Genomic DNA, 24,164 nt, shown 5'->3' with positions numbered 1-24,164 from the left:
ACTACAAGGCAGGAGCAGACACTCAAACCAACCTGTGGGAGCCCCGACCTCGGGGCGAAACGATTGCAGCCTGACTGCCTATTTCGGCGGTGCCTGAGCGATTCGCCGCGAGGTCGCGGCTCCCACAATGGATCGGATAACGGCCGCTCCCGCCACTTAGCCGCCAAAGTCGCCGAACCTGAGTTTAACGATTATGAACAGGCTCTTACAGCACGCCGGCCTTTTTCCAGGCCAGATAACGGTTGACCAGCTCGGGGCCCAGCTCGCCCGGGCGTGCATCGAGCACTGGCACGTTATGGGCCGCCAGGCGCTCGTGCAGGGTGTGGCGGGCATTGAGGTAATCCACCGCACCGCAGTAATTCAGCGCCGATTCGTAGTCCTGCACCTGAGTGTGGCGCAGGGTGTCGAGCACGTCTTCGCGAAGGCTGGCGATCAGTACCCGATGGCGACGTTCGAGGCGCTTGACGGCGGCCAGCAGGTCTTCGTCGTCCTCGTCGCGCAGGTTGGTGATCAGCACCACCAGAGCGCGGCGGCTCTGGCGCTTGAGCAGGGCGTCCACCGCATCGCTGTAGTCGGCCGGGCGCTGGGTGCTCTGCAGGTCGTACACGGCGTTGAGCAGCACGTTGACCTGGGCCTGGCCCTTGACTGGCGGGAGGTAGCGGCGCTGCTCGCTGGCAAAGGTCATCAGCCCCACCGCATCGCCCTGGCGCAGCGCCACGTAGCTCAGCAGCAGGCTGGCGTTGAGGGCATGGTCGAAGTGCGAAAGCTCGCCGTCCTGGCTGCGCATGCGCCGACCGCAGTCGAGCAGGAAGAGGATCTGCTGGTCGCGCTCGTCCTGGTATTCGCGGGCGATCGGCGTGCGTTTGCGGGCAGTGGCTTTCCAGTCGATCTGGCGTAGCGTGTCGCCTTCGCGGAATTCGCGTAACTGATGAAATTCCTGGCCCAGGCCGCGACGCTGGCGCTGGCGTACGCCCAGCTGGCTGACCCAGTCGTCCACGGCCATCAACTGGGCACCGTACAACCGGGCGAAGTCCGGGTAGACGCGGGTTTCGTCGCGCAGCTCGAGGGTGCGGCGCGATTGCCACAGGCGCAGCGGGCTCGGCAGGCTGACTTCGCAGCGCGCAAATACGAAGTGGCCGCGTACCAGCGGGCGTACCCGGTAAGTGAAGGTGGTGTGCTCGCCAGCGCGCAGTTCGACCCGTTGCGGCATGTGCTCGACAGCCATGTCCTGAGGCGCGTGATCGAACACCTCGATGTGCAGGCCGTTTTTGTAGGCGTGCTCGGCACTCAGGCGCACGTCGCTCCAGCGGCCCAGCGGCAGGTTGCCCGGCAGCTGGCGCTGCAGGCGCGGCGAGGGCATGCGGGACAGGCTCAGGGCATCGACCAGCGCTGCGCCGGTGAGCAGCAGCAACAGGCCCCACCACAGGGTGGTGAGGCGCTCGGGCAGCGTCACCGAAAGCGCGTCCAGCGCGCCGAGCACGATGGCGATCACGAGCAATCCGACCAGCAGACGCAGCAGAGTGGAAGAGGGCTTCATGCCGCTTTATCCCGGTTGGATTCGGTCATAGACGAGGCGCAGGCACCTGGTCGAGCAACTGCAGCAGAACCTGGTCGACCGACAGCCCTTCGATGTCCAGCTCCGGCGACAGGCGCACACGGTGGCGCAACACGGCCAGGGCGCAGCCCTTGATGTCGTCGGGCAGCACGAAATCGCCGCCGCGCAGCAGGGCACGGGCACGGGCGCCACGCACCAGGGCGATGGATGCACGTGGGCCGGCGCCGATGGCCAGGCCCGGCCAGCTGCGGGTGGCGCGGGCCAGGCGTACGGCATAGTCGAGCACTTGATCGTCGAGCGGCAGGTCGCTGGCGATCTTCTGCATGATCAGCACGTCCTTGGCCTGCAGCAGGGTGCGCAGCGGGGTGACGTCGAGCATGTCGGCCTTCGGTGAGCGGGTGACCTGGCGCACCATGTTCAGCTCTTCGTCCTGCTCGGGGTAATCCATGTGCAACTTGAGCATGAAGCGATCGAGCTCGGCTTCAGGCAGCGGGTAGGTGCCTTCCTGCTCGATCGGGTTCTGGGTGGCCAGCACCATGAACGGCAGCGGCACCGCCAGTGGACGGCCTTCCAGCGTCACCTGGCGCTCCTGCATGACTTCCAGCAGCGCGGCCTGGGTCTTGGCCGGCGCGCGGTTGATCTCGTCGGCGAGCAGCAGGTTGGTGAAGATCGGCCCCTTGCGCAGCTTGAACTGCTCGCTCTGCAGGTCGTACACCGCGTGGCCGGTGATGTCGCTGGGCATCAGGTCGGGGGTGAACTGGATGCGTGCGAACTCGCCGCCGAAGCAGCGGGCCAGGGCGCGTACCAGCAGGGTCTTGCCGAGGCCAGGCACGCCTTCGAGCAGCACGTGGCCGCCGGCGATGAGCGCGGTGAGCACGTCGTCGATCACCGCGGTCTGGCCGATCACCGCCTTCTGCAGTTCCTGGCGCAGGCCCTGGGCCAGTTGGCTGGCACGCTGGCGCTGCTGGGCGATGTTGCTGGCGGTCGTGGCAGTGGCTGGCGCTGCGGCGGACTCGCTGATCGGACTGCTCGGCTGGTCGGGCGTATTTTCGCTCATAGGGCATTCCTGAGTGTTTGCAGGTGGGCGACCTGGCGGGTGAAGTCGCTGGCGGAAAGGCGTTTCTGGCCCAGTGGGCGCATGGCCTGGCTGATGATGGTCGATGGCTGGCGGCTGAGGCGGCCGAGTATCTGCCACTGGTCGGCCACCGCAAGGCGTTCGAAACCGGGGTGGCGGCGGCGTGCGCGGCGCAGGATGTCCTGCTGCAGGTTGTTCAGCAGGCGTTGCTGGCCACCCTGGCGTAACAGGAAGTCGGCGGCGGCGCGCAGGTGTTCCTGCAATTGCCGGCGGCTGGCGGGCTGCGGCTGCAACAGCGGCCCGCGGCGCTGACCAACGTGCCAAAGAGTCAGCGCCAGCAGCAGACCGAGGGCCAGCAGCGCGGGGCTGAAGTGGCGTTGCAGCAGGGTCAGCAGATCATCGCGGTCGGCGTTGTAGACCAGGGTCACGGCGCTGTCCTGGCTGAGGTACCAGAGCAGCCAGGCGTTGTCGTAATCGCCCAGCTTGGCGTTCTGCCAGATCCAGGCATCGGTGACGATGCTGATCAGCCCGTCGCCGTGGTAGATCTGCAGCAGGTGCGTGGCCTCGCCGCTGTTGGCCCAGACATGGGCCAGGTTGTCGGCGTCATAGAGGTGGAAGTCGGTATCGAAGCCGACATAGGCCGGTGCCTGCTCATTTTCCAGGTACAGCTTGGTCAGGTTCGGGTAGGCGTCCGTCGGCTCTTGCTGATCCTCTTCGCTGGCCGGCTCGCTTGGCTGTTCGTCGGCAGCACCGTCGCCTTCCTGCTCGGCGTCTTCCTCGTCGAGCTGCTCGACCGGGTACTGCTGCACGTTCAGTTTGTCGAGCAGCCCGTCGCCACTCTTGCCCTGTTCCTCGTCCCACATGCGTTCGGCGATGAACAGCAGGTGACCGCCGCGGGCGGTCCATTCCAGCAAACGCTCGTTCTGTCGCGGCGTCAGGTTGCTGCGGTTGGCGAGCAGCAGCAGGGTGTGGCCGCGACTGGGCAGGTTGTCGAGGCCGGCCAGGTTGTCGGCGCGGGTCACCTCAAGCCCCTGCTTGCGCAGGAACTCTTCGGCGGCCAAGTAGGGATTGGCGCGTGCTTCGGGCGACGGGCCGTGGGTGAGCACTTCCTCGTAGGATTCGGCGCGCTGCAGCAGGTAGTTGCCGAGCAGGCCAAGGGCGCTCACCAGCACGGCGACGAGGCTGAAACGCAAGGCGCGGCTCATGGGCGGCCCCCTTGTTCCACCAGACGCCGCCAGTCATTGCACAGCACCGGGCACAGCTCGGCCGGCGGCAGGCGATGGCCGTAGGCGAGATTCTGCCAGTGGCGCGTGAGGGTCTGGCTGAAGTTGCTCAGCTCGGGGTCGTCGAGGCCATCGACCAGCGGCAGCACCTCGGCTTCGGTATGGGAACTTTTCAGCGGCAGTTTGTGATCGTGGATCAGGCGGCTGAGCAGTGCGCGGTAGAGCAGGCCCAGGGCCGCGCGCGGGTCTTGTGACCAGAGTCGTTCGGCGCTGCTGGCCACGTCGTCCGGCAGGCTTTCCGGCACCACGTCCAGGCCGAACAGCTGATCGGGGGATTCGCTCTTGCGCGCAAGCTTGAAGCGCCCGCGGCTGACGAAGGTGCCGAGCCATTCGCGGTAGCGCCACAGCACCAGGGCGATGACGCCGATCACCAGGGCCCACAGGGCCGCTTCGAAGAACAGCGCGAGACCTTTCAGGGCGCCCCAGTTCTCGATCAGGTCGAGCAGTTTCTGCAGGTTCTCGGGCGGCTCGGGCTCGTCTTTCTTGGTTTCTTCACCGAAGCGCCAGCGGGTCACGGTTTCGCGGTTCTCGAACGGCGGCGCGTCGAGAATTTGCAGCGCCGCTTCCCGCGAGGCCTGGCTGGTCAGCGGCTGGGCAAGCATGCGCGCCGCTTCCGGGCCGTTGGGGTCTTCGCTGGGCAGTGGGCAACTGGCGAGCGGTTCGGCGAACGCTGGCGTCGGGGCTTGCAGCACCAGCACGCCGACGCCCAGCAGCACGGCGTAGGCCACGCCGGTCAGGCGCTGGCGCAGGCGCCGGAAGGTCAGTTCGATGTCCCAGCCCTCCAAGGCGGTACGGCGGTTGAGATAGAGGCTGAAGCCACCGGCCACGTAGATCGGCCCCCAGAGAATCAGCAGCAACGCATAACCGAGATTGGACAAGTGCTCCAGCCACAGCCAGTCGCTGGTGTCGCCATTGATCAGGCTTTGCCAGTCCCACTCGGTGGAGACCTGGGTCGGAATGAGCAAATAGACCAGGCTGCCGAGGCCGATCCACAGGGCGGTTTCCAGGTGCATGCCGACCACGGTCAGCCAGGTGGCAGCGCCGGCATCGCGTTGCGCCAGCACGTTGAGGCGCTGGGTGCGTGCCTTGCCTTTCAGGCCTTCGAGCTGCAGCACCGGCAAATCGAAACTGCGCGTCGGGCTCAGGCGGCGCCAGGTCAGGCTGGCCAGCAGTTGCGGCTTGAGCAGGCCGGGAAAGGCCTTCAGCGCTTGCTTGAGCGTCGGCGCTTCGCCGAACAGCGAGCGCGACAGGATGTACAGCGGTAGCCGCTCGTAGGCCGGCTTCAGCCACCAGAACACGAACATCACCCAGGATGGGTACTGCCAGAGCAGCGCGCAGAGCACCGCGAAGAGCGGCAGGGTCACTGCGGCCCAACTGGCCATCAGCAGGCGGCGGTTCTGGCGGGCCATCAATACGCCGAGGTCGATGGCTTCCCAGGGCGTGCGCGGGCGGATCGCCACGCTGGCATCAGTCAGGCGCATGGTGCCTCCGGCCTGCCAGGCCCAGGTAAGCCAGCACCAAGGCCCAGAGGCCCGCGCCGACCCAGTACTTCACCGTGGGCGTCGAGAAGGTCATGGACGACCAGTAGGCCTCGATGAAGGCGGCGACCAGCAGGAACAGCGTGGCGCCGCCGAGCAGTCGCACGGCGCGGATCGCCGCCAGGCGCAGCGCCTCGCCGCGTGGCAGGCGACCGGGGGCCAGCAGCGCCCAGCCGAGCTTGAGGCCCGCTGCGCCCGCCAGGGCGATGGCGGTCAGCTCGAAGGCGCCGTGGCCGATCACGAACGACCAGAAGGTTTCGCTGTAACCGAGTTGCGTCAGATAGCCGGCCACCGCGCCGATCATCAGCCCGTTGAACAGCAGGAAGAACAGGCTGCCGACGCCGAACAGCAGGCCGCTGGCGAAGGTCTGGAAGGCGATGCCGATGTTGTTCATGATGTAGAAGCCGAACATCATCCAGTCATCGCCCGAGTCACGCTCGCCAAAGCGGCCCAGGCGCGTGGTGTCGGGGTCGTACATGCTCTCCATCTCGCTGACGCGGGCCGGATCCATGACGCTGTAGACCAGGTCGGGAAACAGGTAGACGAGGCTGCCCATCAGCGCCAGGCTGCCGAAGAACAGTAGGCTGGCGATGCTCACCAGGCGCCACTCTTCGCGCACCAGACGCGGGAAGCCGGCTAGCACGAAGCCGATCAGCTGCGGGCCGATGGCGCTGCGATGCCGATAGAACTGCTGGTGGCCGCGCAGGGCCAGGTGCTGCAATTCCTCGATCAGGTGGTTGCTGTAACCCCGCGCCCGGGCCAGCGCCAGATGCTGGCAGAGGCGGCGGTACTCGGCGGCGAAGGTGCGGCTCTTTTCCGCGTCACGGCCACCGGCCTCGAGGCGCGTAAGCTGCTCGGCGAAGGCCTGCCACTGGGGCTGATGACGGTTTTCGAAAACGCTCTGTTTCATGTAGGGCCCAACAAGCCGCGGGCGATGCCGTTGATGCGGCCTTCCGCCTGGCTGGCGTCGACTTGCAGCGGTTCGGCGAGAATGCTCGCCAGCTCGGCGCGGCGTGCGGTCGACAGCCCTTCGCCACGCTCGGCGAAGGCCAATACGGCGCGCTGCTCGGCGAAATCCAGCACGAAGGGCGCCGCCAGGGCCTCGGCCTCGGGCAGGTTGGGCCGTTCGATGGGGTGCTCGCGATAGACCACCAAGGTGCCGGCGGCGATGTCGCCGAGACGCTTGAAGCCGCGGCTGCTCAGGCAACTGATGATGCCCAGGGTGTAGGCGAACGGCAGCAGGTCGACGAAGCGCAGCAGGTTGCGAGTCAGCGATGCCGGCCAGCCGATCGGCGTACCGTCGTCATGCACCACGCGCAGGCCAAGCAGCTGCTTGCCCGGCGAGCGGCCCTGGTTGAGCACCTCGAACAGCACCATGTACCACCAGGTCACCAGGAATAGCGCAATGGTCGCCAGGCCCATGCCCAGTTGGCCGAACAGGCCCAGCGTCAGGTAGACGATGGCGAGGATGGCGCCGCGGATCAGCAGGTCGATGGTGAAGGCCAATGCGCGGGGCACCAGGCCGGCGGGACGCAGCGCGAGGTCGATCCCTTCCGGGGTTTCCACCTGATAGCGCGTGTCCAGCACCGTCTGCTGAGATCGAGGAACGGTGGAAGAAGAGGAAGGCGGCATCGTCACGTCGTACGGAGCAAAGCCCGATGCTAGCCAGCAGCGGGGCGGGAAGCAACCAGGCCGCGCGAACGCGGCCCAGGCTGCAGGTGCTGTATTAGCGAGCGACGGGCAGAACGCCGAAAATGGTGCGGTACAGCACACCCATGGCCATCACGAACAGCGGGATGCTCCAGATCAGGCCGATGCCCAGCGGGATGGCGCTGACGATGACGATCAGACCAAGCAGCAGGAACAGGCCGAAGACCTTGAACCAGTGCTGAGTGATGGCCTTGCGCGAGGCTTCCATGGCCTGCCAGGGCGACAGACCGCGCTCGACGATCAGCGGAATCGCCAACATGTAGGCCACGGCCAGGTAGATGCCGGGGATCAGCAGCAGGATCATGCCGAGATAGATCAGCACCATCATCAGTACGGCGGCGATCAGCAGTGGCACCAGGCTACCGAAGTGGCTGAAAATCTCGTTGAAGCTGAACGGCTGGCCAGCGGCGCGGCGAATGCCGACCATGTTCAGGCCGGCGAAGAACGGGTAGCTCACCGCGGAAGCGATGATGGTGGTCAGCAACTGGCCGATGATGATCAGTACCAGGCTATCGCTGAACAGGCTGAAGATGCCCAGTACGGCGCCGACCACGAACGAGGCCACCAGGATCGCCACGTAGAAGATCAGGAAACCGCCGATGATGATGCCTTTGGTGCCCTTGGTGAGTTGCCAGGCTTCGCTGAGCAGGCCGCCAATGGTGAAGTCGTAACCGCGGCTCAGGGCCTGTTCGACACTCGGTGCCTGATCGCCAGTGGGTACATCCTGCAACTGGCTGGTGGGAACGGCATAGGGATTGGAAGTGACGTCACTCATGATTCATCCTTGGCGAGCGGTAATAAGATTGTTTCCTGATATTAATGGCGGAGCAAATCCCGAACAAGGGCTCGTTTGCCAGCCTATGGCGAAGCCCGTGACGGCCATCAAGTTTTTGCGACACCGTCGTGGTTTGTGATCGCTCAGCAACCCACCTAGACTGCGACGCTCATTCGCAATAGGGCATCTCTAGAACTATCTGCGTTGCCATCGCTGCGTTTTCAGAGGTGCCCCACAGGAGTCCGCCGTGCCTTCCAGCCTGTTCTGGTACGACTACGAAACCACCGGTATCAACCCGCGCCGTGACCGGCCGCTGCAGGTCGCCGGTATCCGCACCGATGAGCAGCTCAACGAGATCGACGCGCCGATCAACCTGTACTGCCAGCCCAGCGACGACATCCTGCCGCACCCGGCGGCCTGCATGATCACCGGCATCGGCCCGGATCGTCTGGCGCGCGAAGGCCTGGGTGAAGCCGAGTTCATGACCCGCGTGCACGCCGAGTTGGTGAGGCCCGGTACCTGTGGCGTGGGCTACAACAGCCTGCGTTTCGATGATGAGGTGACGCGCTATAGCCTGTACCGCAACTTCTTCGACCCCTATGCCCGCGAGTGGCAGGGCGGCAACAGCCGTTGGGACCTGATCGATATGGTGCGCACCGCTTATGCGCTGCGCCCCGAAGGCATCGAATGGCCGCAGGATGAACACGGCGTCAGCCTCAAGCTCGAGCGGCTCACCGCCGCCAATGGCATCGACCACGGCCAGGCCCACGATGCGCTGTCCGATGTGCGCGCGACCATCGCCCTGGCGCGTCTGATCCGGGAGCGCCAGCCCAAACTCTACGACTACCTGTACGGGTTGCGCAGCAAGCAACAGGTGCTCGACCAGGTCCGCCTGCTGCAACCCCTGGTGCATGTGTCCGGGCGTTTTTCGGGGGCTCGTCATTACTTGGCGATCGTGCTGCCGCTGGCTTGGCATCCGCGCAACCGTAATGCCCTGATCGTTTGCGATCTGCACCTCGATGCTGCGCCCTTGCTGAACGAGGATGCCGACACCTTGCGCCGTCGCCTGTACACCCGGCGCGATGAGTTGGGCGACGAGCTGCCGGTGCCGCTCAAACTCATCCATATCAACCGTTGCCCGGTAGTCGCGCCGCTCGGAGTGTTGCGTGAGGAGGATTGTCAGCGCCTGCAATTGGACAAGGCCGAGTTCCTGGCGCGAGCGCAGCGCCTGGCAGACAGCCAGGAACAATGGCGAGACAAATTGCCGCAGGTTTATGCAGAAGAAAGTTTCGCAGCGACCGTCGATCCCGAGCAGCAGTTATACGACGGCTTTATTGGTGACCGTGACCGTCGACTGTGCGAGCAGGTACGCAATTGTGACCCGATGCAATTGATGGCTCAGTCCTGGCCGTTCGATGATGCGCGTTTGCCCGAGTTGCTGTTTCGTTACCGGGCTCGCAACTTCCCGACGACGCTCGACAGTGAAGAGCAACAGCGCTGGCACGCCTTCTGCCGTCAGCGTCTTACCCAAAGCGAATTGGGTGCGCCCAATACCTTGGCGAGCTTCGAGGCGGACATGGCGGCTTATTTGAACCAGGCCACAGATAGCCAGCGCCTGATATTGCAAGCCTGGATCGAGCACGCGCAGCAGTTGCGTCAGCGATATGGATTACAAAACGAAGGGATATAAGAGCGAGCGCCACGTGTTGGTCACGTGGCGGGTCAGCGAAGTCTCACTATTGAATCGACTTGAATAAACGCCCATAAAAAACGCCAGCAATGCTGGCGTTCTTCATGGACTCACCGCCCCGGTCTGGCATCAGCCCAGCAGGGTAGCCCAGCCTTCGACGACGTCGGCGCCCCACTTGGCTTTCCACTCTTTCAGGGTCTTGTGGTTGCCGCCTTTGGTTTCGATCACTTCACCGGTGTTCGGGTTCTTGTACTGCTTAACTTTGCGAGCACGCTTGCTGCCGGTTGCCGCTGCTTTACCTGCAGTGCGCGGTGCCTTGCCAACTTTGGCTTCAGGATCGAGCAGGGCGATAATGTCGCGCAGCGACTTCTGATATTCACCCATCAGCGTGCGCAGTTTGCCTTCGAATTCCAGTTCCTTTTTCAGCTTGTCGTCTTGCGACAGGCTTTTCAGGCGTTCTTGCAGTTCTTTGATGTTTTCTTCGAGGCTGCGGTATTCGGTGATCAGAGACATGTGCGTACCTTTAATACAATGCAAGGGAGGTGTGACCAAGTGTTGCTTATAGTAGACAGCGGCTGGTTTTAAGTAAACCGCTTTGTAGTAAACAGACGCATTAGAACAACAGAAGTTGCAGAGGCAGCAACAATTCATCAGATTTAATTGCCACTTAAAAACAAGGCCATTTAACCGGTTACAGCACGGGCCGCTGTGTCAATTAAGCCAGTTGTTTTTCAGGGCCTGGCTGGGGCCATGGCGTGGCGGGCGGAGGCCTGCACGAGATACTGCAGTTTTTCGTTAGTCTGGCTAAAATGCGCGCCTTCGCTAATTCTCTGGAGTTGTTCATGCGCACTTTTCGGCTGGTAATCGCCTGCCCTGATCGTACCGGCATCGTGGCCAAGGTCAGTAACTTCCTGGCGACCTACAACGGCTGGATCACCGAAGCGAGCCATCATTCGGACACGCAGAGCGGCTGGTTTTTCATGCGCCATGAAATTCGTGCCGATTCGTTGCCTTTCGACCTGGACGGTTTCAACCAGGCGTTCTCGCCGATCGCCCGGGAATTCTCCATGGAGTGGCGCATCACCGACTCGGCGCAAAAGAAACGCGTGGTGCTGATGGCCAGTCGCGAATCCCACTGCCTGGCCGATCTGCTGCACCGTTGGCACAGCAACGAGCTCGACTGCGACATTCCCTGCGTGATCTCCAACCACGATGACCTGCGCAGCATGGTCGAGTGGCATGGCATTCCGTTCATCCATGTGCCGGTGGATCCGCAGAACAAGCAGCCGGCGTTCGACGAGGTCGCGCGACTGGTCGAAGAGCACCAGGCGGATGTCATCGTGCTGGCGCGCTACATGCAGATTCTGCCGCCCAAATTGTGTCAGGACTATGCGCAGCGCGTGATCAACATCCACCACAGCTTCCTGCCGTCGTTCGTCGGCGCCAAGCCTTACCACCAAGCCTCGCTGCGCGGCGTCAAGCTGATTGGCGCGACCTCTCACTACGTGACCGAAGAGCTTGATGCCGGCCCGATCATCGAGCAGGACGTGGTCCGCGTCAGCCACCGCGAGTCCATCGAGGAGATGGTGCGTCTCGGCAAGGACGTGGAAAAGATGGTGCTTTCCCGTGGTCTGCGCTATCACTTGGAAGACCGAGTGCTGGTGCACAACAACAAGACGGTGGTATTCGACTGAGCCGTCTGGCCCGATGCTCGAACAAGGAGTTCGCGTTCATGCTCAAGTCCGTAAAAGTGCGTGATTACATGACTCGTCACCTGGTGACCTTTCATGCCGATACCGATCTGTTCACTGCAATCAATCGATTGCTCGAGCATCGCATTTCCGGAGCGCCGGTGGTCGATGGCCAGGGGCGCCTGGTTGGCCTGCTGTCGGAGGGCGACTGTCTGCGGGGCATCCTGCAGGGCGCCTATTACGAAGCCACTGGCGGCACCATCGCTTCGTACATGACCACCAACGTGGAAACCACCTCGCCCGAGGCGGACATCATCGAAGTGGCGGAGCGCTTTCTCAAAGGCCGTCGCCGGCGTTTCCCGGTGGTCGAAGGGGGCAAGCTGGTCGGTCAGATCAGCCGCCACGACGTGCTGCTGGCGGTGAAGGAATTCGCCCAGCATGAGCAAGGCCGCCCACGGGGCTGATCGCCATGGCTGACGACGAACCGGATGCACCAGGTACGGCCACGGCTCCCCGGGTGATCGGCCAGGGCTGCGTGCAGCGTTTCGATCCCGAGGCGTTGAGCGAGGAGGACGGCACCGCGTTCGAAGGTGCCGAGGCCTTGTGGCAACGCACCCAGCGCGAGCAGCAGCGCTCGGATAAATGAAAGAAGGGCGCCAGCGGCGCCCTTTTTGTTTGCCCCGGTCTCAGAGCCTGTTCAAAGTCTTGTATGCGCATGAAGAGGCAACTACAAGGCAGGAGCAGACACTCAAACCAACCTGTGGGAGCCCCGACCTCGGGGCGAAACGATTGCAGCCTGACTGCCTATTTCGGCGGTGCCTGAGCGATTCGCCGCGAGGTCGCGGCCCACAATGGATCGGATAACGGCCGCTCCCGCCACTTAGCCGCCAAAGTCGACGAACCTGGGCTTAAAGATTATGAACAGGCTCTCAGATCCGGAAACTGTCGACCAGATGCTTGAGGCGCGCGGCCTGCTGCTCCAGGTCGGCGCAGGCGCGCAGGGTGGCCTGCAGGTTTTCCACGCCTTCCTGATTGAGGGTGTTGATCTCGGTGATGTCCATGTTCAGTGCCTCGATCACCGAGGTCTGCTCCTCGGTGGCAGTTGCCACCGACTGGTTCATGCCGTCGATCTCCCCGATGCGCAGGGTCACGCTGCCCAGGCGTTCGCCGGCCTGGTTGGCGACTTCCACGCTCTGCTCGCTGTAGTGCTGGCTTTCGGTCATGGTGGTGACCGACTCGCGGGAGCCGATCTGCAGCTCCTCGATCATCTTCTCGATTTCCTGGGCCGACTCCTGGGTGCGGTGAGCCAGGTTGCGCACTTCATCGGCCACCACCGCGAAACCGCGGCCCGCCTCGCCAGCGCGCGCGGCTTCGATGGCGGCGTTGAGGGCCAGCAGGTTGGTCTGCTGGGAAATGCTCTTGATCACCTCGAGAATCTGCCCGATGTCCGCGGTCTTGCCGGCGAGCATCTCGATCTTGCCGCGGGCATCGACGACCTTGGCCGAGAGGTCGGTCATGGCGTTGATCGCTTGCTGCACAACCTTGCCGCCGTCCTCGGCCTGATGGCGGGCGTCGGAGGCCTGGCTGGAGGCGTCCGCGGCGTTGCGGGCGATTTCCTGAGCGGCGGCGCCCAGTTCGTTGATCGCCGCGGCCACGCTGTTGGTGCGGCTGGCCTGCTCGTCGGAATTGACGATCGAGGAGTTGGAGGCGTTGACCACCAGCTTGGCAACTTCGTTGACCTGGGCGGTGGCCGAGGACACTTCGCGGATCGAGGCGTGGATGCGCTCGACGAAACGGTTGAACGAGCTGGCCAGCGCACCGAATTCGTCCTGGGACTGGATGGCCAGGCGTTTGGTCAGGTCGCCCTCACCGCGGGCGATGTCTTCCATGGCCTTGCCCATGGTGGTCAGCGGCTGCATCAGCACGTGGATCAGCACACCGAGCAGGGCGATGATCAGGACTACGGCGATCAGCGTGGCGATGGCAGCCGATAGGCGGAATTCATCCAGCGCCGCGTAGGCCAGGTTCTTGTCGATGGACAGGCCCACGTACCACTGCACGTCCGGCAGGCCTTTTACCGGCGAGAAGGTCAGCAGGCGTTCCTGGCCGTCCTGGGTGACCTCGGTGAGCTTGCTGTCCAGGCCGATGGTGGTACTCGGGTAGAGGTCGCGCAGGTTCTTCATCACCAGGTCGCCCTGGGGGTGAACCAGTACGGTGCCGTCCTTGCTGACCAGAAACGCATAGCCCAGGTCGCCCAGTTCGATGGAGTTGATGATCTTCACCAGCGTGTCCAGGCTGACGTCGCCGCCGGTCATGCCGAACGGCTTGCCATCCGGGCCACGCACCGGAGCGATCGGCGAAATCACCAGGGAGTTGGTGATCTGGTCGACGTAGGGCGCGGTGAGGATGGTGCGGTTGGCCTGGGCGGTGTCCTTGTACCAGGGGCGAGTGCGCGGGTCGTAGCCGGCGGCCATTTGGGTCGGCGGGCTGGACAGGAAGCGGCCATCGCTCTGCACACCGATATAAGTGGAGAGGAACGCGCCCTTGTACACCGGTCGGGAAATGACGTCTTGCAGGTTGCCGCCCGCAACGGCCAGCTCCAGGTTCTGGGCCAGGCTCTCGACCAGCAGAATACGCCCGGACAACCAGCTTTCGATATTGCCGGCGGCGGCGTTGCTGGCCTGGCTCAGGTTACTCTGGAGCGATGCCTGAATGCTGCTACGCTGGCGGCTGTCGTTGTAGAGGCTGAACAGAGCGAAGGCGACCGTGACCACCAGGGTGGCGGCCAGCAGGATCTTGTGGCTGAACTGCAGGTTTCTCGTCATGGCATCTTGCGTCCGATAATCACTGGAACCAGTCTTGTGGGGCGTCGCCAGGTGGCGAGTGGGGCAGGGCGTGCGATCCGGCGCAGGCTGAATCGGTCGTAACCTGGCGGTTATGTCGGCAGCAGCACCCTAAAGCTTTAATCCAGAGGACGGTGGTATGGCGTTGAATCAGCAATTCGTTCTGGGCGCTGGCATTGATGGCGAAGCCGTCGGCCAGTCGCTGCGCCTGGCCAATCGGCACGGCTTGATCGCCGGTGCCACGGGCACCGGCAAGACGGTCACCCTGCAGCGTCTGATCGAGAATTTCAGTGATGCCGGGGTCGCCGTATTCGCGGCGGACGTAAAGGGCGACCTGTGCGGCCTGGGCGCAGCCGGCACGCCACAAGGCAAGGTTGCCGAGCGTATCGCCAGCATGCCGTGGTTGGCGCACAGCCCAACGGCCTACCCGGTCAGCCTGTGGGATGTGCACGGGCAGAGCGGCCATCCGCTGCGCACTACGTTGAGCGAAATGGGGCCTCTGCTGCTTGGCGCGCTGCTGGAACTCACCGACAGCCAGCAGGCGGCGTTGTACGCGGCGTTCAAGGTCGCCGACCGTGAAGGCCTGCTGCTGCTCGACCTGAAGGATCTCAAGGCGCTGCTGAATCATCTCAAGGAACAGCCCGAGGTGCTGGGCGCCGACAGCGCGCTGTTCACCAGCGGTTCGGCCCAGGCGCTGTTGCGCCGCCTGGCCAGCCTCGAGCAGCAAGGCGGCGAGGCGCTGTTCGGCGAGCCGGCGTTGCAGCTCGAAGACATTCTGCAGCCGGATCGCGATGGCCGTGGGCGCATTCACCTGCTCGACGCCAGCCGCCTGGTTCACGAGGCGCCGAAGGTCTACGCGACCTTCCTGCTCTGGCTGCTGGCCGAGTTGTTCGAGCAACTGCCCGAGCGCGGCGATGCCGACAAGCCAGTGCTGGCGCTGTTCTTCGATGAAGCCCATCTGCTGTTCGCCGACACCCCGAAGGCGCTGCAGGCGCGCCTGGAGCAAGTGGTACGGCTGATTCGTTCCAAGGGCGTGGGCGTGTACTTCGTCACCCAGTCGCCGGGCGATCTGCCCGACGATGTGCTGGCCCAGCTCGGCTTGCGCATCCAGCATGGGCTGCGGGCGTTCACCACCCGTGAGCAGAAGGCCTTGCGCGCCGTGGCCGAAGGCTTTCGGCCCAATCCGGCGTTCGATTGCCTGAGCGTGCTCACCGAGCTGGGTATCGGCGAGGCACTAGTGGGTACGCTGGAGGACAAGGGCACGCCAGCCATGGTCCAGCGTGTCGCTATCGCGCCGCCGCAATCGCGCATAGGGCCCCTGTCGGATGGCGAGCGCGCTGCGCTGATCCGCCAATCGCCCTTGGCCGGGCAGTACGACAAACCCTTCGACCGAGAATCCGCATACGAGATTCTCACTGCCCGCGCGACCCAGGCGAGCGAGCAGGTACAGGCAGGCAAGCAGGCGCCGTCGACCGTCAGCGTGGCGGGCGAGTTTCTCGGCGGCCTGGCGAGCCAGGCGGTGAAAAGCGCCATGCGCCAAGTCGCCAATCAACTCGGTCGGCAGTTGGTACGGGGCGTACTGGGATCGCTGTTGGGCGGCAAGTCAGGTTCCAGGCGGCGCTGAGCCGGTTCGTGGGCTGCCTGGCGCAGCCCGGGAGCCGTTACGCCATCAGGCGCTTTCGGCTCTGGCCTCGGCCTTGCTGGACAGATCTTTTTCGATCTTTTCGATTTCTTTGTCGAAGGCCTGGTCCAGCAGGCTGGCCTTCTTGCGCCACGGCTTGCGTTCCGGATCCGGTTGGGCGGCATAGGTGATCACTTCACCGCCGTATACATCCTTGTAACGCTGCGCCTGGCGCTCGAGTTCGGCGCGCAGTTCGTCTTTCGTCACGATAGTACCCATGGTTTCTGATGGAGAGATGGGCAACAACGTAAGACCAGGCGGTCTCACTGATACGGTCACCACATCTTTATGAAGCCTATACCCCTTCGATAGTTCAGGTTATTCGCAGCTGCGACCGAACACGGGGCAAGCTGGTGATTATCATCAACCCGCGCGGAAAGTCCAGCACGGCAGCCCGCGGCGTGAACCACTCGGCTCAATTCAGGGGCCGGTATTGCAAGGTGAAGGTGAGACCTAGGCGCTGATTTTCGCTCAGTAGCACCAGGCCGGGTTTGCCGGGCAGGTGGTGGGCGTTGACCGGATGGCTGACCGGTTCGAAGCAGAAGAAGGGTTTGCCTTCGGGGCAGAACAGCAGGTAGATGCCCTGATCGCTAGCGATCTCCAGGCTGTATCCAGCGTCTGGTTCGACGATTCGCGCCTGGCCGTTCCAGCCGATGAAGGCGTTGTCGGTATGGACTGCCGGCAATTGCCGCTCCTCGGCGAAATTCCAGTGCTCAGGTAGTGAGCTCAAGCCAGTGGGCAGGCTGTTGGCATCGCATTGCCAGACCTGTCCGGCGCTGGCCTGCAGGCGCGTATGGGGCGTACGCGGAAAATACGGATGCAGGCCCAGGCCATGCCAGGTGGGGGATGTGCCGCGATGGGTGACCTGCAGGTGAATCGTCAGGCGACCGTCATCCAGCTCGAAGCGCTGCTCGGCGGTGTAGGCGAAAGGCGTCTGGCTCTCGAGGCGCAGCAGCGCCGAGCGCTCACTGTGCTCGATCACCTGCCAGGGTTGCTGCCAGGCGCTGCCGTGAATCGGCAGAGGCGAATTGTCGGCGTTGGCAGCCAGGGCCAGCCAGCCCTCGGGGTTGTCGAAACCGCCTTCGGTGATGCGGTTCGACCACGGCGCCAGTGGGTAGCAGCCGAGCTGGCGCGGCGTACCGGCCTTGAGCGCCTGCTCGTCGGCAGGGCGCAACAGCGGCTGGCCAGTGGAGACCACCGCCCAGTTGGCGATAGCCCCGCCAACTCCCGGTAACAGAGTGAGCTGGGTAATACCGTCGTGCAGGTGTAGAGTGTCGGTCGACATAGGGCAGTACCTGTGCAGTTATCGAGCCGTTAGGCGGAGATAAACGAAGAACGTGTCATCATACAACTCTCTGAGATATGATGCGCTTTGGCCATCCAGACGATAACGATCTCTATGGAAACTCAGAACACGCAGCCACGTGCGCGGCGCAAGCATCGCAGCCTGGCACAGGAACTGGTCGCAGAGTTGTCCCAGCGCATTCGCGACGGGGTGATCAAGCGTGGTGACAAATTGCCGACCGAGTCGGCGATCATGGAAGAGCAGGGCGTCAGCCGCACCGTGGTGCGTGAAGCGTTGTCGCGTCTGCAGGCGTCTGGCCTGGTGGAAACCCGCCACGGCATCGGCACCTTCGTGCTGGATACGCCCAATCCCGGCGGTTTTCGCATCGACCCGGCGACCATCGTCACCCTGCGTGAAGTGCTGGCCGTGCTCGAGCTGCGGATCAGCCTGGAAGTGGAATCCGCTGGTCTGGCCGCCCAGCGTCGCACGCCCGAGCAACTGGCTTCCATGCGCCAGGCGCTGGATGCGCTCAACGAGGGCGCTGCCCACGAAAGCGATGCGGTGTCGTCTGATTTCCAATTTCACCTGCAGATCGCCCATGCCACGGGCAACCGCTACTTCACCGATATCATGAGCCACCTGGGCACCAGCATCATTCCACGTACCCGGCTCAACTCGGCGCGTATCGCCCATGACGACCATGCCCATTACATGGCGCGTCTTGAGCGCGAGCACGAGCAGATCTTTGAGGCCATCGCTCGCCAGGATTCCGATGCCGCCCGTGCCGCCATGCGCCTGCACCTGACCAACAGCCGGGAGCGCCTGCGTCAGGCCCACGAGTCCGCCGAGGTGGCGGCCAAGCAGGCCTGAATCCCGTAGACCCCCAGAGGGCTTGGGTGCCGAATCTACCTGCGTAGATCGGCACCCAAGCCCTTTTTCGTTGCCGCGAGGCGGAGGCACGGCTGATCGCATATCGGTGCTCAGGCGTCCTTGCGGTAGGTCAGCAACACGATTCCCGCCAGCACGATCGCGCCGCCGATCATCTGCATGCCACTCAGTACCTGATCCAGCAGCAGCCAGCCGAACAGCAGGGTGGCGATGGGCTCCATGTTCATCACCGGGGCGTTCTTGGCCATGTTGAGGCGCGGCACGGTGACGAACAGCATGCAGAAGGCGATGCCGTAAAGCAGCACCAGCGTTCCCAGGGCGGTCCAGCCAGTGGAATTGGCCGGCAGGTTCATGCCGCCAGGAATCAGGTCGGCGCTGCCGGCCAGTGCCATGCTGCTGAACACGATCATCAGGGTCAGCATGCTGCGCACCGAGCCGCGCAGGCTGGAGAGCTTGTGGTCAGTTATCCACAGCGCGCAGGCGAATACGCAGGCGGCCAGGAATGACGCGCTCACGCCGACGATCCACTCGGGGCCGATCTGCTCGCTGGCGCCCAGGCGCGCTGGCAAATCCAGGGCGAAAACCAGGCCCAGCAGAATCAGGCCCATCAGCATCACCGTACGGCGTGTCGGCGCCGAGCCGCCCAGTGCCCAGGTGAGCAGGGCGAGGAGGATCGGGAAGGTGTTGCCGATCAGCAGGGCCAGCGCCACGGGAATACGCGCCACGGCCGAGTACAGGCAGATGCTCTGGGTGGCGATCAACAGGCCCAGCAGCAATTGCCAGCGCCAGGCCCCAGGCGGCATCTGCAGGGCCTGGCGTTGCCACAGCACGATGCCGAGCAGCACCAGCATGGTCACGCCGGAGCGACAGAGGATCGCCAGCAGCAGGCCTGTTTCGTTGTCGAAGGCGATACGCGCGGCAATGTGGTTGCCGGCAAAGGAGCAGGCCAGCAACGCCAGGATCATGACGGCGATGTGGCGGGGAAACAGGGCAGGGGCAGTCATAAACAATTTCCGTATCGAGTTGAGCCTTGAGCGCCTGACGGTTTGATCACCGTTCTCGCTGCGCTAAAAAAACGGCGGGTCATGCCAAGGCATGACCCGCCGCGGGTGGAGCGGTATCAGAGTACGACGCTAGGCAGCCACAGCGAGATTGCCGGGATGTAGGTCACGGCCATCAGCACCATGAACAGGGCCAGATAGAACGGCAGCAGCGCCTTCACGGTGGCTTCGATGGTCACCTTGCCGATGGCGGCGCCGACGAACAGCACCGCGCCGACCGGCGGGGTGATCAGGCCGATGCCCAGGTTGACCAGCATGATCATGCCGAAGTGTACCGGGTCGACACCGAAGGAGGTCACCACCGGCAGCAGGATCGGGGTCAGGATCAGGATCAGCGGCGCCATGTCCATGATGGTGCCCAGGGCCAGCAGCATGATGTTCACGCACATCAGGATCACGTAGCGGTTATCCGACAGGGTCAGGAACGCGGTGGTGATCTTCGACGGGATCTGCATCAGGGTCATGATGTAGCCGAACGCGGCGGCGAAGGCGATGAGGATCATCACGATCGACAGCGTGCGCACGGTGCGGTGCATCATCTTCGGCAGTTCACGCCACTTGTAGTCGCGGTAGATGAACATGGTCACGAAGAACGCCCAGATCACCGCCACGGCAGCCGACTCGGTGGCGGTGAACACGCCGGAGAGGATGCCGCCGAGGATGATGACCATGGTCATCAGGCCCCACAGGGCTTCGACGCAGATCTTGATGGCCTGACGCAGCGGGATCACTTCGCCTTTCGGGTAGTTGCGCTTCTTGGCGAACCACAGGCACAGCGTGGCCATGGTGGCGCTCATCAGCAGACCCGGGCCGATACCGGCCATGAACAGCGCGGCGATGGACACCGTGCCGCCGGCTGCCAGGGAGTAGATCACCGAGTTGTGGCTGGGCGGAGTGAGCAGCGCCTGCACCGAACCGGAAACGGTCACGGCGGTGGCGAATTCACGGGGGTAGCCTTTCTTTTCCATCTCCGGGATCAGCACCGAACCCACCGAGGCGGTGTCGGCCAGGGACGAACCGGAGATCGCGCCGAAGAAGGTGGACGCGGTGATGTTCACCAGCGACAGGCCGCCGCGCACGAAGCCCACCAGCACACCGGCGAACGCCACCAGGCGACGCGCCATGCCGCCTTCGGCCATGATCGCGCCAGCCAGCACGAAGAACGGAATGGCCAGCAGGGAGAACTTGTTGACGCCACCGGCGACCTGGATCATCACGGCATGCAGGGGGATCTCGATCCACCAGGCGCCGATCAGCGCCGCGATGCCAAGCGAATAGGCCACGGGGACGCGCAGCATGATCAGGGCAATGAAGCTGCCCACCAGAATGAGGGCATCCATTACACGGCCTCCTTGGCTTCTTCAGCGGCTTCGAAGTTGACGGCGCGGCGTTTGTGCTGGTCGCCGTAGAGGATCTGTTCGATCACGAACAACAGGGTGATGAAACCACCGACCGGAATCGGCATGTAGCTGATGCCGACGCGAACCGAAGGCAGGGTGCTGAGGAACTGGTTCCAGGTAGCCATGCACAGTTTGTAGCCCCAGATCAGCATGAACAGGGCGACGGCGCCCATCATCAGGCGTACGAACAGGGTGATGACGGGCTGCGCGCCTTGCGGCATGCGGTCGGTCAGCGAAGTCACGGCCATGTGAGCTCCGGCACGGTAGCTGGCAGCGGCACCGATAAAGGTGAACACCACCATCAACATGACGGAGATGGGCTCGGGCCAGCCCAATCCTTGCCCCAGCACATAACGGCTGAAGACGCCCCAGGGGATGATCGTGGCCATGATCACGATCGCGAGACCTGTGACGATGATGCAGGCACGATAAATGGCGTCATTGACGCCCAGAACCAGATTTTTCATGAGACTTCACCGGAAGGTGTGGAGCCGGCAGAACGCCGGCTCCGTACGCTTGCGCGAGATTTTTATCAGGTCATTGAAAAGCGTCAGCGGCAACGCAGCTGGCTTTTCAAGACCTGTTACTTGACGGCTTCGATGCGCTTGATCAGATCGGCGTACTGGGCGCCGTACTTCTCACGTACCGGAGCGGTCGCGTCGTAGAAAGGCTTGGTGTCGATTTCGATGAACTCGACGCCTTCGGCCTTGAGCTTCTCGTTGGACGCGTTTTCCTTGGCGACCCACAGATCACGCTCTTCCAGTTGCGCTTCCTTGGCCAGCTTCTTGACCAGGGTCTGCTGCTCCGGGGTCAGCTTCTCCCAGGTGGCCTTGGACATCAGCAGCGGCTCGGGCAGGATCAGGTGGTGCGTCTGGGTGTAGTACTTGGCTTCGCGGAAGTGGTTGTGCTCGAGCAGGGTCGGCGAGTTGTTCTCGGCGCCGTCGATCACGCCGCTCTGCAGGGCGCTGAAGATTTCACCGGTGTCCATGGCGATGCCGTTGCCGCCCATGGCGTTGAGGGTGTCGATGAACAGCGGGTTGCCGATCACGCGGATCTTCATGCCCTTGAGGTCTTCGATCTTGCGTACCGGCTTCTTGGTGTAGAGGCTGCGGCTGCCGGCTTCCATCCACGCCAGGCCGACCATGTTGAAGTCGGAGTTGGTGATGGAGTCGAGAATTTCCTGGCCGATTTCACCGTCCACCACCTTGCGCATGTGGTCGATGTCGCGGAACACGAACGGCATGTTGAAGACGTTGGTGGCCGGTACCACCGAGCCGACCGAGCCGAGGCTGACGCGGGTCAGCTGTACGGCGCCGATCTGGGTCTGTTCGATCACTTCCTTCTCGGAGCCCAGTACGCCACCGGCGAACATGCGCGATTTGATCTCGCCGTTGGTGGCGGTATCGAGTTTCTTGCCGAGGTTTTCCATGGCCACCACGGTCGGGTAGCCGGCCGGGTGGATTTCAGCGATCTTCAGGGTGATGTCCGCCTGAGCCAGGCTGGACAGGCCGAATGCCAGCGGGAGTGCGGCGATGAGCAACTTGCGCTTGAAGTTCATGTGAAGCTCCGTTTTGTTGTTGTTGGTTTGCAGCGTTGTGTAACGGCTGGCGCCCCGCGAATCGCCGGGGCCAGGGTTGTTATCAGTGCCCGAACGGGGTTTCTGCCAGACCACTGACACCCGGTTGCAGGGCGAACACGCCCCCGGCCAGTGGTTGATCGTCCAGGTTGCCGCCCGGGCGAATCGAGGTGACGAACAGGGTGTCGAGGTTGGGGCCGCCAAAGGCGCACATGGTCGGCTTTTTCACCGGCACTTCCAGGGAGCGGTCGAGGCGCCCGGCCGGGGTGAAACGGTGAATCAGGCCGGCATCGTTGCCGCAGATCCAGTAGCAGCCATCGGCGTCCACCGCGGCGCCATCGGGGCGGCCGGGGTAGTCGTTCATGTCGACGAACAGGCGCCGGCTGTGCGGGGTGCCGCTGTCGATGTCGTAGTCGAACGCCCAGATGGCCTGCACCGAAGGATGCGAGTCGGAAAGGTACATGATGCGGCCGTCCGGGCTGAAGCCCAGGCCGTTGGGCACGATCAGGTCGTCGAGCAGCACCGGCAGGCTGGCCTGGCTGGCGCCATCGTAACGATACAGCGCGCCGACGTTGGCGCCCGCACCCATGTCCATCAGCATACTGCCGGCCCAGAAGCGCCCCTGGCGGTCGCAGCGGCCGTCATTGAAACGCATCTGCTCGCGGGCATGGCTGACCTCGACCAGGCGCTCGCCGTTCAGGCGCCCGTCGTCGCCAGCGGTGAGCTGAAAGATGCCGCTCTGCATGCCAGCGACCCAGCTGCCATCGGCACGCTGGGCGATGCAGGCGAGCATTTCGTCGGCTTCCCAGCTTTGCGTGCTGGCGTCCGCCAAGTTCCAGCGGTACAGGCGCTTGTTGGGAATGTCGGCCCAGTACAGGGCCTGATCCCGCTCGCTCCACACCGGGCTTTCGCCCACGGCATTACGGGCATCGAGAATCAGTTCGGCTTGCTTGGGCATGTCCGACCTCTTGTTATTGTTGTCGGGGGAGGGTGCGGTCTCAGTCGTCGCCGAACGGGCCGGCTGCCGTGAAGGCGCCGCCGTGATAGAGCGCATTCGGGTCATCCGCCGGCACTGGGGGCTGGGCCTCGACCTTGTCGCGGAAGACTTCCGATGTGTCCTTGGGTGCGAAGCCCAGGTGGGCGGCCTTGCTGTTGTCCCACCACAGGGTCTTGTTCGCCGAGGCGCCGTAGACCACGGTGTGGCCGACGTTAGGCGTGGTGAGGCTGCGTTCGATCAGCTGTACCAGATCGTCGTAGCTCAGCCAGGTGCTCATCATGCGGCGGTTCAGCGGCTCGGTGAACGAGGAGCCGATGCGGATGCTGACGGTCTCGATGCCGTAGCGATCGAAGTAGAAGCTGGCCATGTCCTCGCCGTAGGACTTCGACAGGCCGTAGTAGCCATCCGGGCGACGTGGCGCGTCGGCGTCGATGGTGTCGGTCTGCTTGTGGAAGCCGATGACATGGTTGGAGCTGGCGAAGATCACGCGTTTGACGCCATGGCGACGCGCCGCTTCGTAGATATGGAACACGCCACTGATGTTCGGGCCGAGGATTTCCTCGAACGGACGCTCCACCGATACGCCACCGAAGTGCAGGATGGCGTCGACGCCTTCGACCAACTGGTGAACGGCCTGTTTGTCGGCCAGATCGCAGATCTGCACCTCGATGTGCGGGCCTTCGGCCGGCGCCATTTCGGCGATGTCGGAAAGACGCAGGATCTCGGTCAGTGGCTGCAGGCGCTCACGCAGCGCCTTGCCCAATCCGCCTGCCGCGCCAGTGAGCAGCAGGCGATGGAAGGGCGGTTGCGCATTGGAAGAGGTAGTCATGGCGGAAGCGGTCTCTGGTTTGTTTTTATGGAGAGCTTGTTATCGGTTGTCGTATGACGTGAGAGGATTATCAACAGCCTCCGATTGCGCTGTCAACGCGACGCCGTAAAAAACCTCGGCAATCCATCTGGTATGCCAGAAACCGCAGACGTGGTGCGTTTGCGCATGGTTTTGCGCAATGTCGACAGCCAGGAAATGACTGGTTGGTCACGGGCATTTATCGGCAGTCAGCGGTGCTTCGAGCGACGACTTTTGCGAACCCTTGGCGTATAAAAGGTCGCAGAGGG

23 protein-coding genes are annotated in these 24,164 nt (G+C 63.6%); 6 read left to right on the top strand and 17 right to left on the bottom strand.

Annotated features, from left to right (window positions below; all coding sequences use genetic code 11):
* Window positions 1–205 precede the first annotated feature (205 nt).
* From BVH06_RS17970 to BVH06_RS17940, 7 genes are all read right to left on the bottom strand, one after another.
* Entirely contained in the window at window positions 206–1,537 is a 1,332-nt protein-coding gene (locus BVH06_RS17970) for a DUF58 domain-containing protein (protein WP_075934975.1), read from the bottom strand.
* Between the two features lie 25 nt (window positions 1,538–1,562).
* Window positions 1,563–2,612 (bottom strand): MoxR family ATPase, encoded by a 1,050-nt coding sequence (locus BVH06_RS17965; protein ID WP_075934974.1) that lies wholly within the window; start codon window positions 2,610–2,612, stop codon window positions 1,563–1,565.
* Complete coding sequence (locus BVH06_RS17960; RefSeq protein ID WP_075934973.1) at window positions 2,609–3,835, bottom strand: DUF4350 domain-containing protein; 1,227 nt, start codon at window positions 3,833–3,835, stop codon at window positions 2,609–2,611. Before BVH06_RS17960 ends, BVH06_RS17965 begins: the two co-directional genes overlap by 4 nt.
* Window positions 3,832–5,394: a DUF4129 domain-containing protein gene (locus tag BVH06_RS17955; RefSeq protein WP_075931783.1), complete on the bottom strand. Its 1,563-nt coding sequence runs from the start codon at window positions 5,392–5,394 to the stop codon at window positions 3,832–3,834. The genes BVH06_RS17960 and BVH06_RS17955 overlap by 4 nt, the downstream gene beginning before the upstream one ends.
* The gene (locus tag BVH06_RS17950) at window positions 5,381–6,361 is read right to left on the bottom strand and encodes a stage II sporulation protein M (RefSeq protein ID WP_075934972.1); all 981 of its coding nucleotides are present in this window, start codon (window positions 6,359–6,361) and stop codon (window positions 5,381–5,383) included. The genes BVH06_RS17955 and BVH06_RS17950 overlap by 14 nt, the downstream gene beginning before the upstream one ends.
* Window positions 6,358–7,083 carry an RDD family protein gene (locus tag BVH06_RS17945; RefSeq protein ID WP_075934971.1) on the bottom strand — a complete coding sequence of 242 codons (726 nt, stop codon included), beginning with the start codon at window positions 7,081–7,083 and terminating at the stop codon, window positions 6,358–6,360. Before BVH06_RS17945 ends, BVH06_RS17950 begins: the two co-directional genes overlap by 4 nt.
* A 94-nt stretch (window positions 7,084–7,177) precedes the next feature.
* The gene (locus BVH06_RS17940) at window positions 7,178–7,936 is read right to left on the bottom strand and encodes a hypothetical protein (protein ID WP_075934970.1); all 759 of its coding nucleotides are present in this window, start codon (window positions 7,934–7,936) and stop codon (window positions 7,178–7,180) included.
* A gap of 247 nt (window positions 7,937–8,183) precedes the next feature.
* Here BVH06_RS17940 and sbcB point away from each other — a divergent pair, with 247 nt between their 5' ends.
* Window positions 8,184–9,626, top strand: coding sequence for an exodeoxyribonuclease I (sbcB, locus tag BVH06_RS17935; RefSeq protein WP_075934969.1), 1,443 nt, complete (start codon window positions 8,184–8,186; stop codon window positions 9,624–9,626).
* A gap of 129 nt (window positions 9,627–9,755) precedes the next feature.
* On the opposite strand, the gene mvaT is transcribed toward sbcB, so the two are convergent.
* Window positions 9,756–10,139 (bottom strand): histone-like nucleoid-structuring protein MvaT, encoded by a 384-nt coding sequence (gene mvaT / locus BVH06_RS17930; RefSeq protein WP_075931778.1) that lies wholly within the window; start codon window positions 10,137–10,139, stop codon window positions 9,756–9,758.
* 329 nt (window positions 10,140–10,468) lie between these two features.
* On the opposite strand from mvaT, the gene purU reads away from it, so the two are divergent.
* The 3 genes from purU to BVH06_RS25765 are packed head-to-tail and all read left to right on the top strand — an operon-like array spanning window position 10,469 to window position 11,963.
* Window positions 10,469–11,320 carry a formyltetrahydrofolate deformylase gene (gene purU, locus BVH06_RS17925; protein WP_075931777.1) on the top strand — a complete coding sequence of 284 codons (852 nt, stop codon included), beginning with the start codon at window positions 10,469–10,471 and terminating at the stop codon, window positions 11,318–11,320.
* Window positions 11,321–11,358: 38 nt separating this feature from the next.
* A complete protein-coding gene (locus BVH06_RS17920) occupies window positions 11,359–11,781 on the top strand; it encodes a CBS domain-containing protein (protein ID WP_075931776.1) in 423 nt (140 codons plus the stop codon).
* 5 nt (window positions 11,782–11,786) lie between these two features.
* Window positions 11,787–11,963: a hypothetical protein gene (locus BVH06_RS25765; RefSeq protein WP_168172925.1), complete on the top strand. Its 177-nt coding sequence runs from the start codon at window positions 11,787–11,789 to the stop codon at window positions 11,961–11,963.
* A 283-nt stretch (window positions 11,964–12,246) separates the two neighbouring features.
* On the opposite strand, the gene BVH06_RS17915 is transcribed toward BVH06_RS25765, so the two are convergent.
* Window positions 12,247–14,142 (bottom strand): methyl-accepting chemotaxis protein, encoded by a 1,896-nt coding sequence (locus BVH06_RS17915; RefSeq protein ID WP_075934968.1) that lies wholly within the window; start codon window positions 14,140–14,142, stop codon window positions 12,247–12,249.
* Between the two features lie 157 nt (window positions 14,143–14,299).
* Between BVH06_RS17915 and BVH06_RS17910 the strand changes: the two genes are divergently transcribed.
* Window positions 14,300–15,784 (top strand): helicase HerA-like domain-containing protein, encoded by a 1,485-nt coding sequence (locus tag BVH06_RS17910; RefSeq protein WP_075931774.1) that lies wholly within the window; start codon window positions 14,300–14,302, stop codon window positions 15,782–15,784.
* A gap of 45 nt (window positions 15,785–15,829) precedes the next feature.
* Here the strand turns inward: BVH06_RS17910 and BVH06_RS17905 are convergent, their stop codons facing one another.
* Together BVH06_RS17905 and BVH06_RS17900 are read right to left on the bottom strand one after the other, a co-directional pair.
* Window positions 15,830–16,048 (bottom strand): hypothetical protein, encoded by a 219-nt coding sequence (locus BVH06_RS17905; protein ID WP_027906000.1) that lies wholly within the window; start codon window positions 16,046–16,048, stop codon window positions 15,830–15,832.
* A gap of 208 nt (window positions 16,049–16,256) precedes the next feature.
* Window positions 16,257–17,126 carry an aldose 1-epimerase gene (locus BVH06_RS17900; protein ID WP_075934967.1) on the bottom strand — a complete coding sequence of 290 codons (870 nt, stop codon included), beginning with the start codon at window positions 17,124–17,126 and terminating at the stop codon, window positions 16,257–16,259.
* 114 nt (window positions 17,127–17,240) lie between these two features.
* Here BVH06_RS17900 and BVH06_RS17895 point away from each other — a divergent pair, with 114 nt between their 5' ends.
* Window positions 17,241–17,996 carry a FadR/GntR family transcriptional regulator gene (locus tag BVH06_RS17895; RefSeq protein ID WP_070887592.1) on the top strand — a complete coding sequence of 252 codons (756 nt, stop codon included), beginning with the start codon at window positions 17,241–17,243 and terminating at the stop codon, window positions 17,994–17,996.
* Between the two features lie 110 nt (window positions 17,997–18,106).
* On the opposite strand, the gene BVH06_RS17890 is transcribed toward BVH06_RS17895, so the two are convergent.
* The 6 genes from BVH06_RS17890 to BVH06_RS17865 form a co-directional block, all read right to left on the bottom strand.
* Window positions 18,107–19,018 carry an EamA family transporter gene (locus tag BVH06_RS17890; RefSeq protein WP_075931772.1) on the bottom strand — a complete coding sequence of 304 codons (912 nt, stop codon included), beginning with the start codon at window positions 19,016–19,018 and terminating at the stop codon, window positions 18,107–18,109.
* A 116-nt stretch (window positions 19,019–19,134) separates the two neighbouring features.
* Complete coding sequence (locus BVH06_RS17885) at window positions 19,135–20,415, bottom strand: TRAP transporter large permease (RefSeq protein ID WP_075931771.1); 1,281 nt, start codon at window positions 20,413–20,415, stop codon at window positions 19,135–19,137.
* A complete protein-coding gene (locus BVH06_RS17880) occupies window positions 20,415–20,942 on the bottom strand; it encodes a TRAP transporter small permease (protein ID WP_075931770.1) in 528 nt (175 codons plus the stop codon). Before BVH06_RS17880 ends, BVH06_RS17885 begins: the two co-directional genes overlap by 1 nt.
* Before the next feature lie 116 nt (window positions 20,943–21,058).
* Window positions 21,059–22,033 (bottom strand): TRAP transporter substrate-binding protein, encoded by a 975-nt coding sequence (locus BVH06_RS17875; RefSeq protein WP_075934966.1) that lies wholly within the window; start codon window positions 22,031–22,033, stop codon window positions 21,059–21,061.
* Window positions 22,034–22,115: 82 nt separating this feature from the next.
* Window positions 22,116–23,009 carry an SMP-30/gluconolactonase/LRE family protein gene (locus BVH06_RS17870; protein ID WP_075934965.1) on the bottom strand — a complete coding sequence of 298 codons (894 nt, stop codon included), beginning with the start codon at window positions 23,007–23,009 and terminating at the stop codon, window positions 22,116–22,118.
* 40 nt (window positions 23,010–23,049) lie between these two features.
* Window positions 23,050–23,877, bottom strand: a complete 828-nt coding sequence (locus BVH06_RS17865; RefSeq protein ID WP_075934964.1) for an NAD(P)-dependent oxidoreductase — start codon at window positions 23,875–23,877, stop codon at window positions 23,050–23,052.
* Window positions 23,878–24,164: the final 287 nt, after the last annotated feature.

Origin of the sequence: Pseudomonas sp. PA27(2017) (genome assembly GCF_001945445.1) — a bacterium.
Lineage (GTDB): Bacteria > Pseudomonadota > Gammaproteobacteria > Pseudomonadales > Pseudomonadaceae > Aquipseudomonas.
This window is presented reverse-complemented; position numbering and strand designations above follow the sequence as displayed.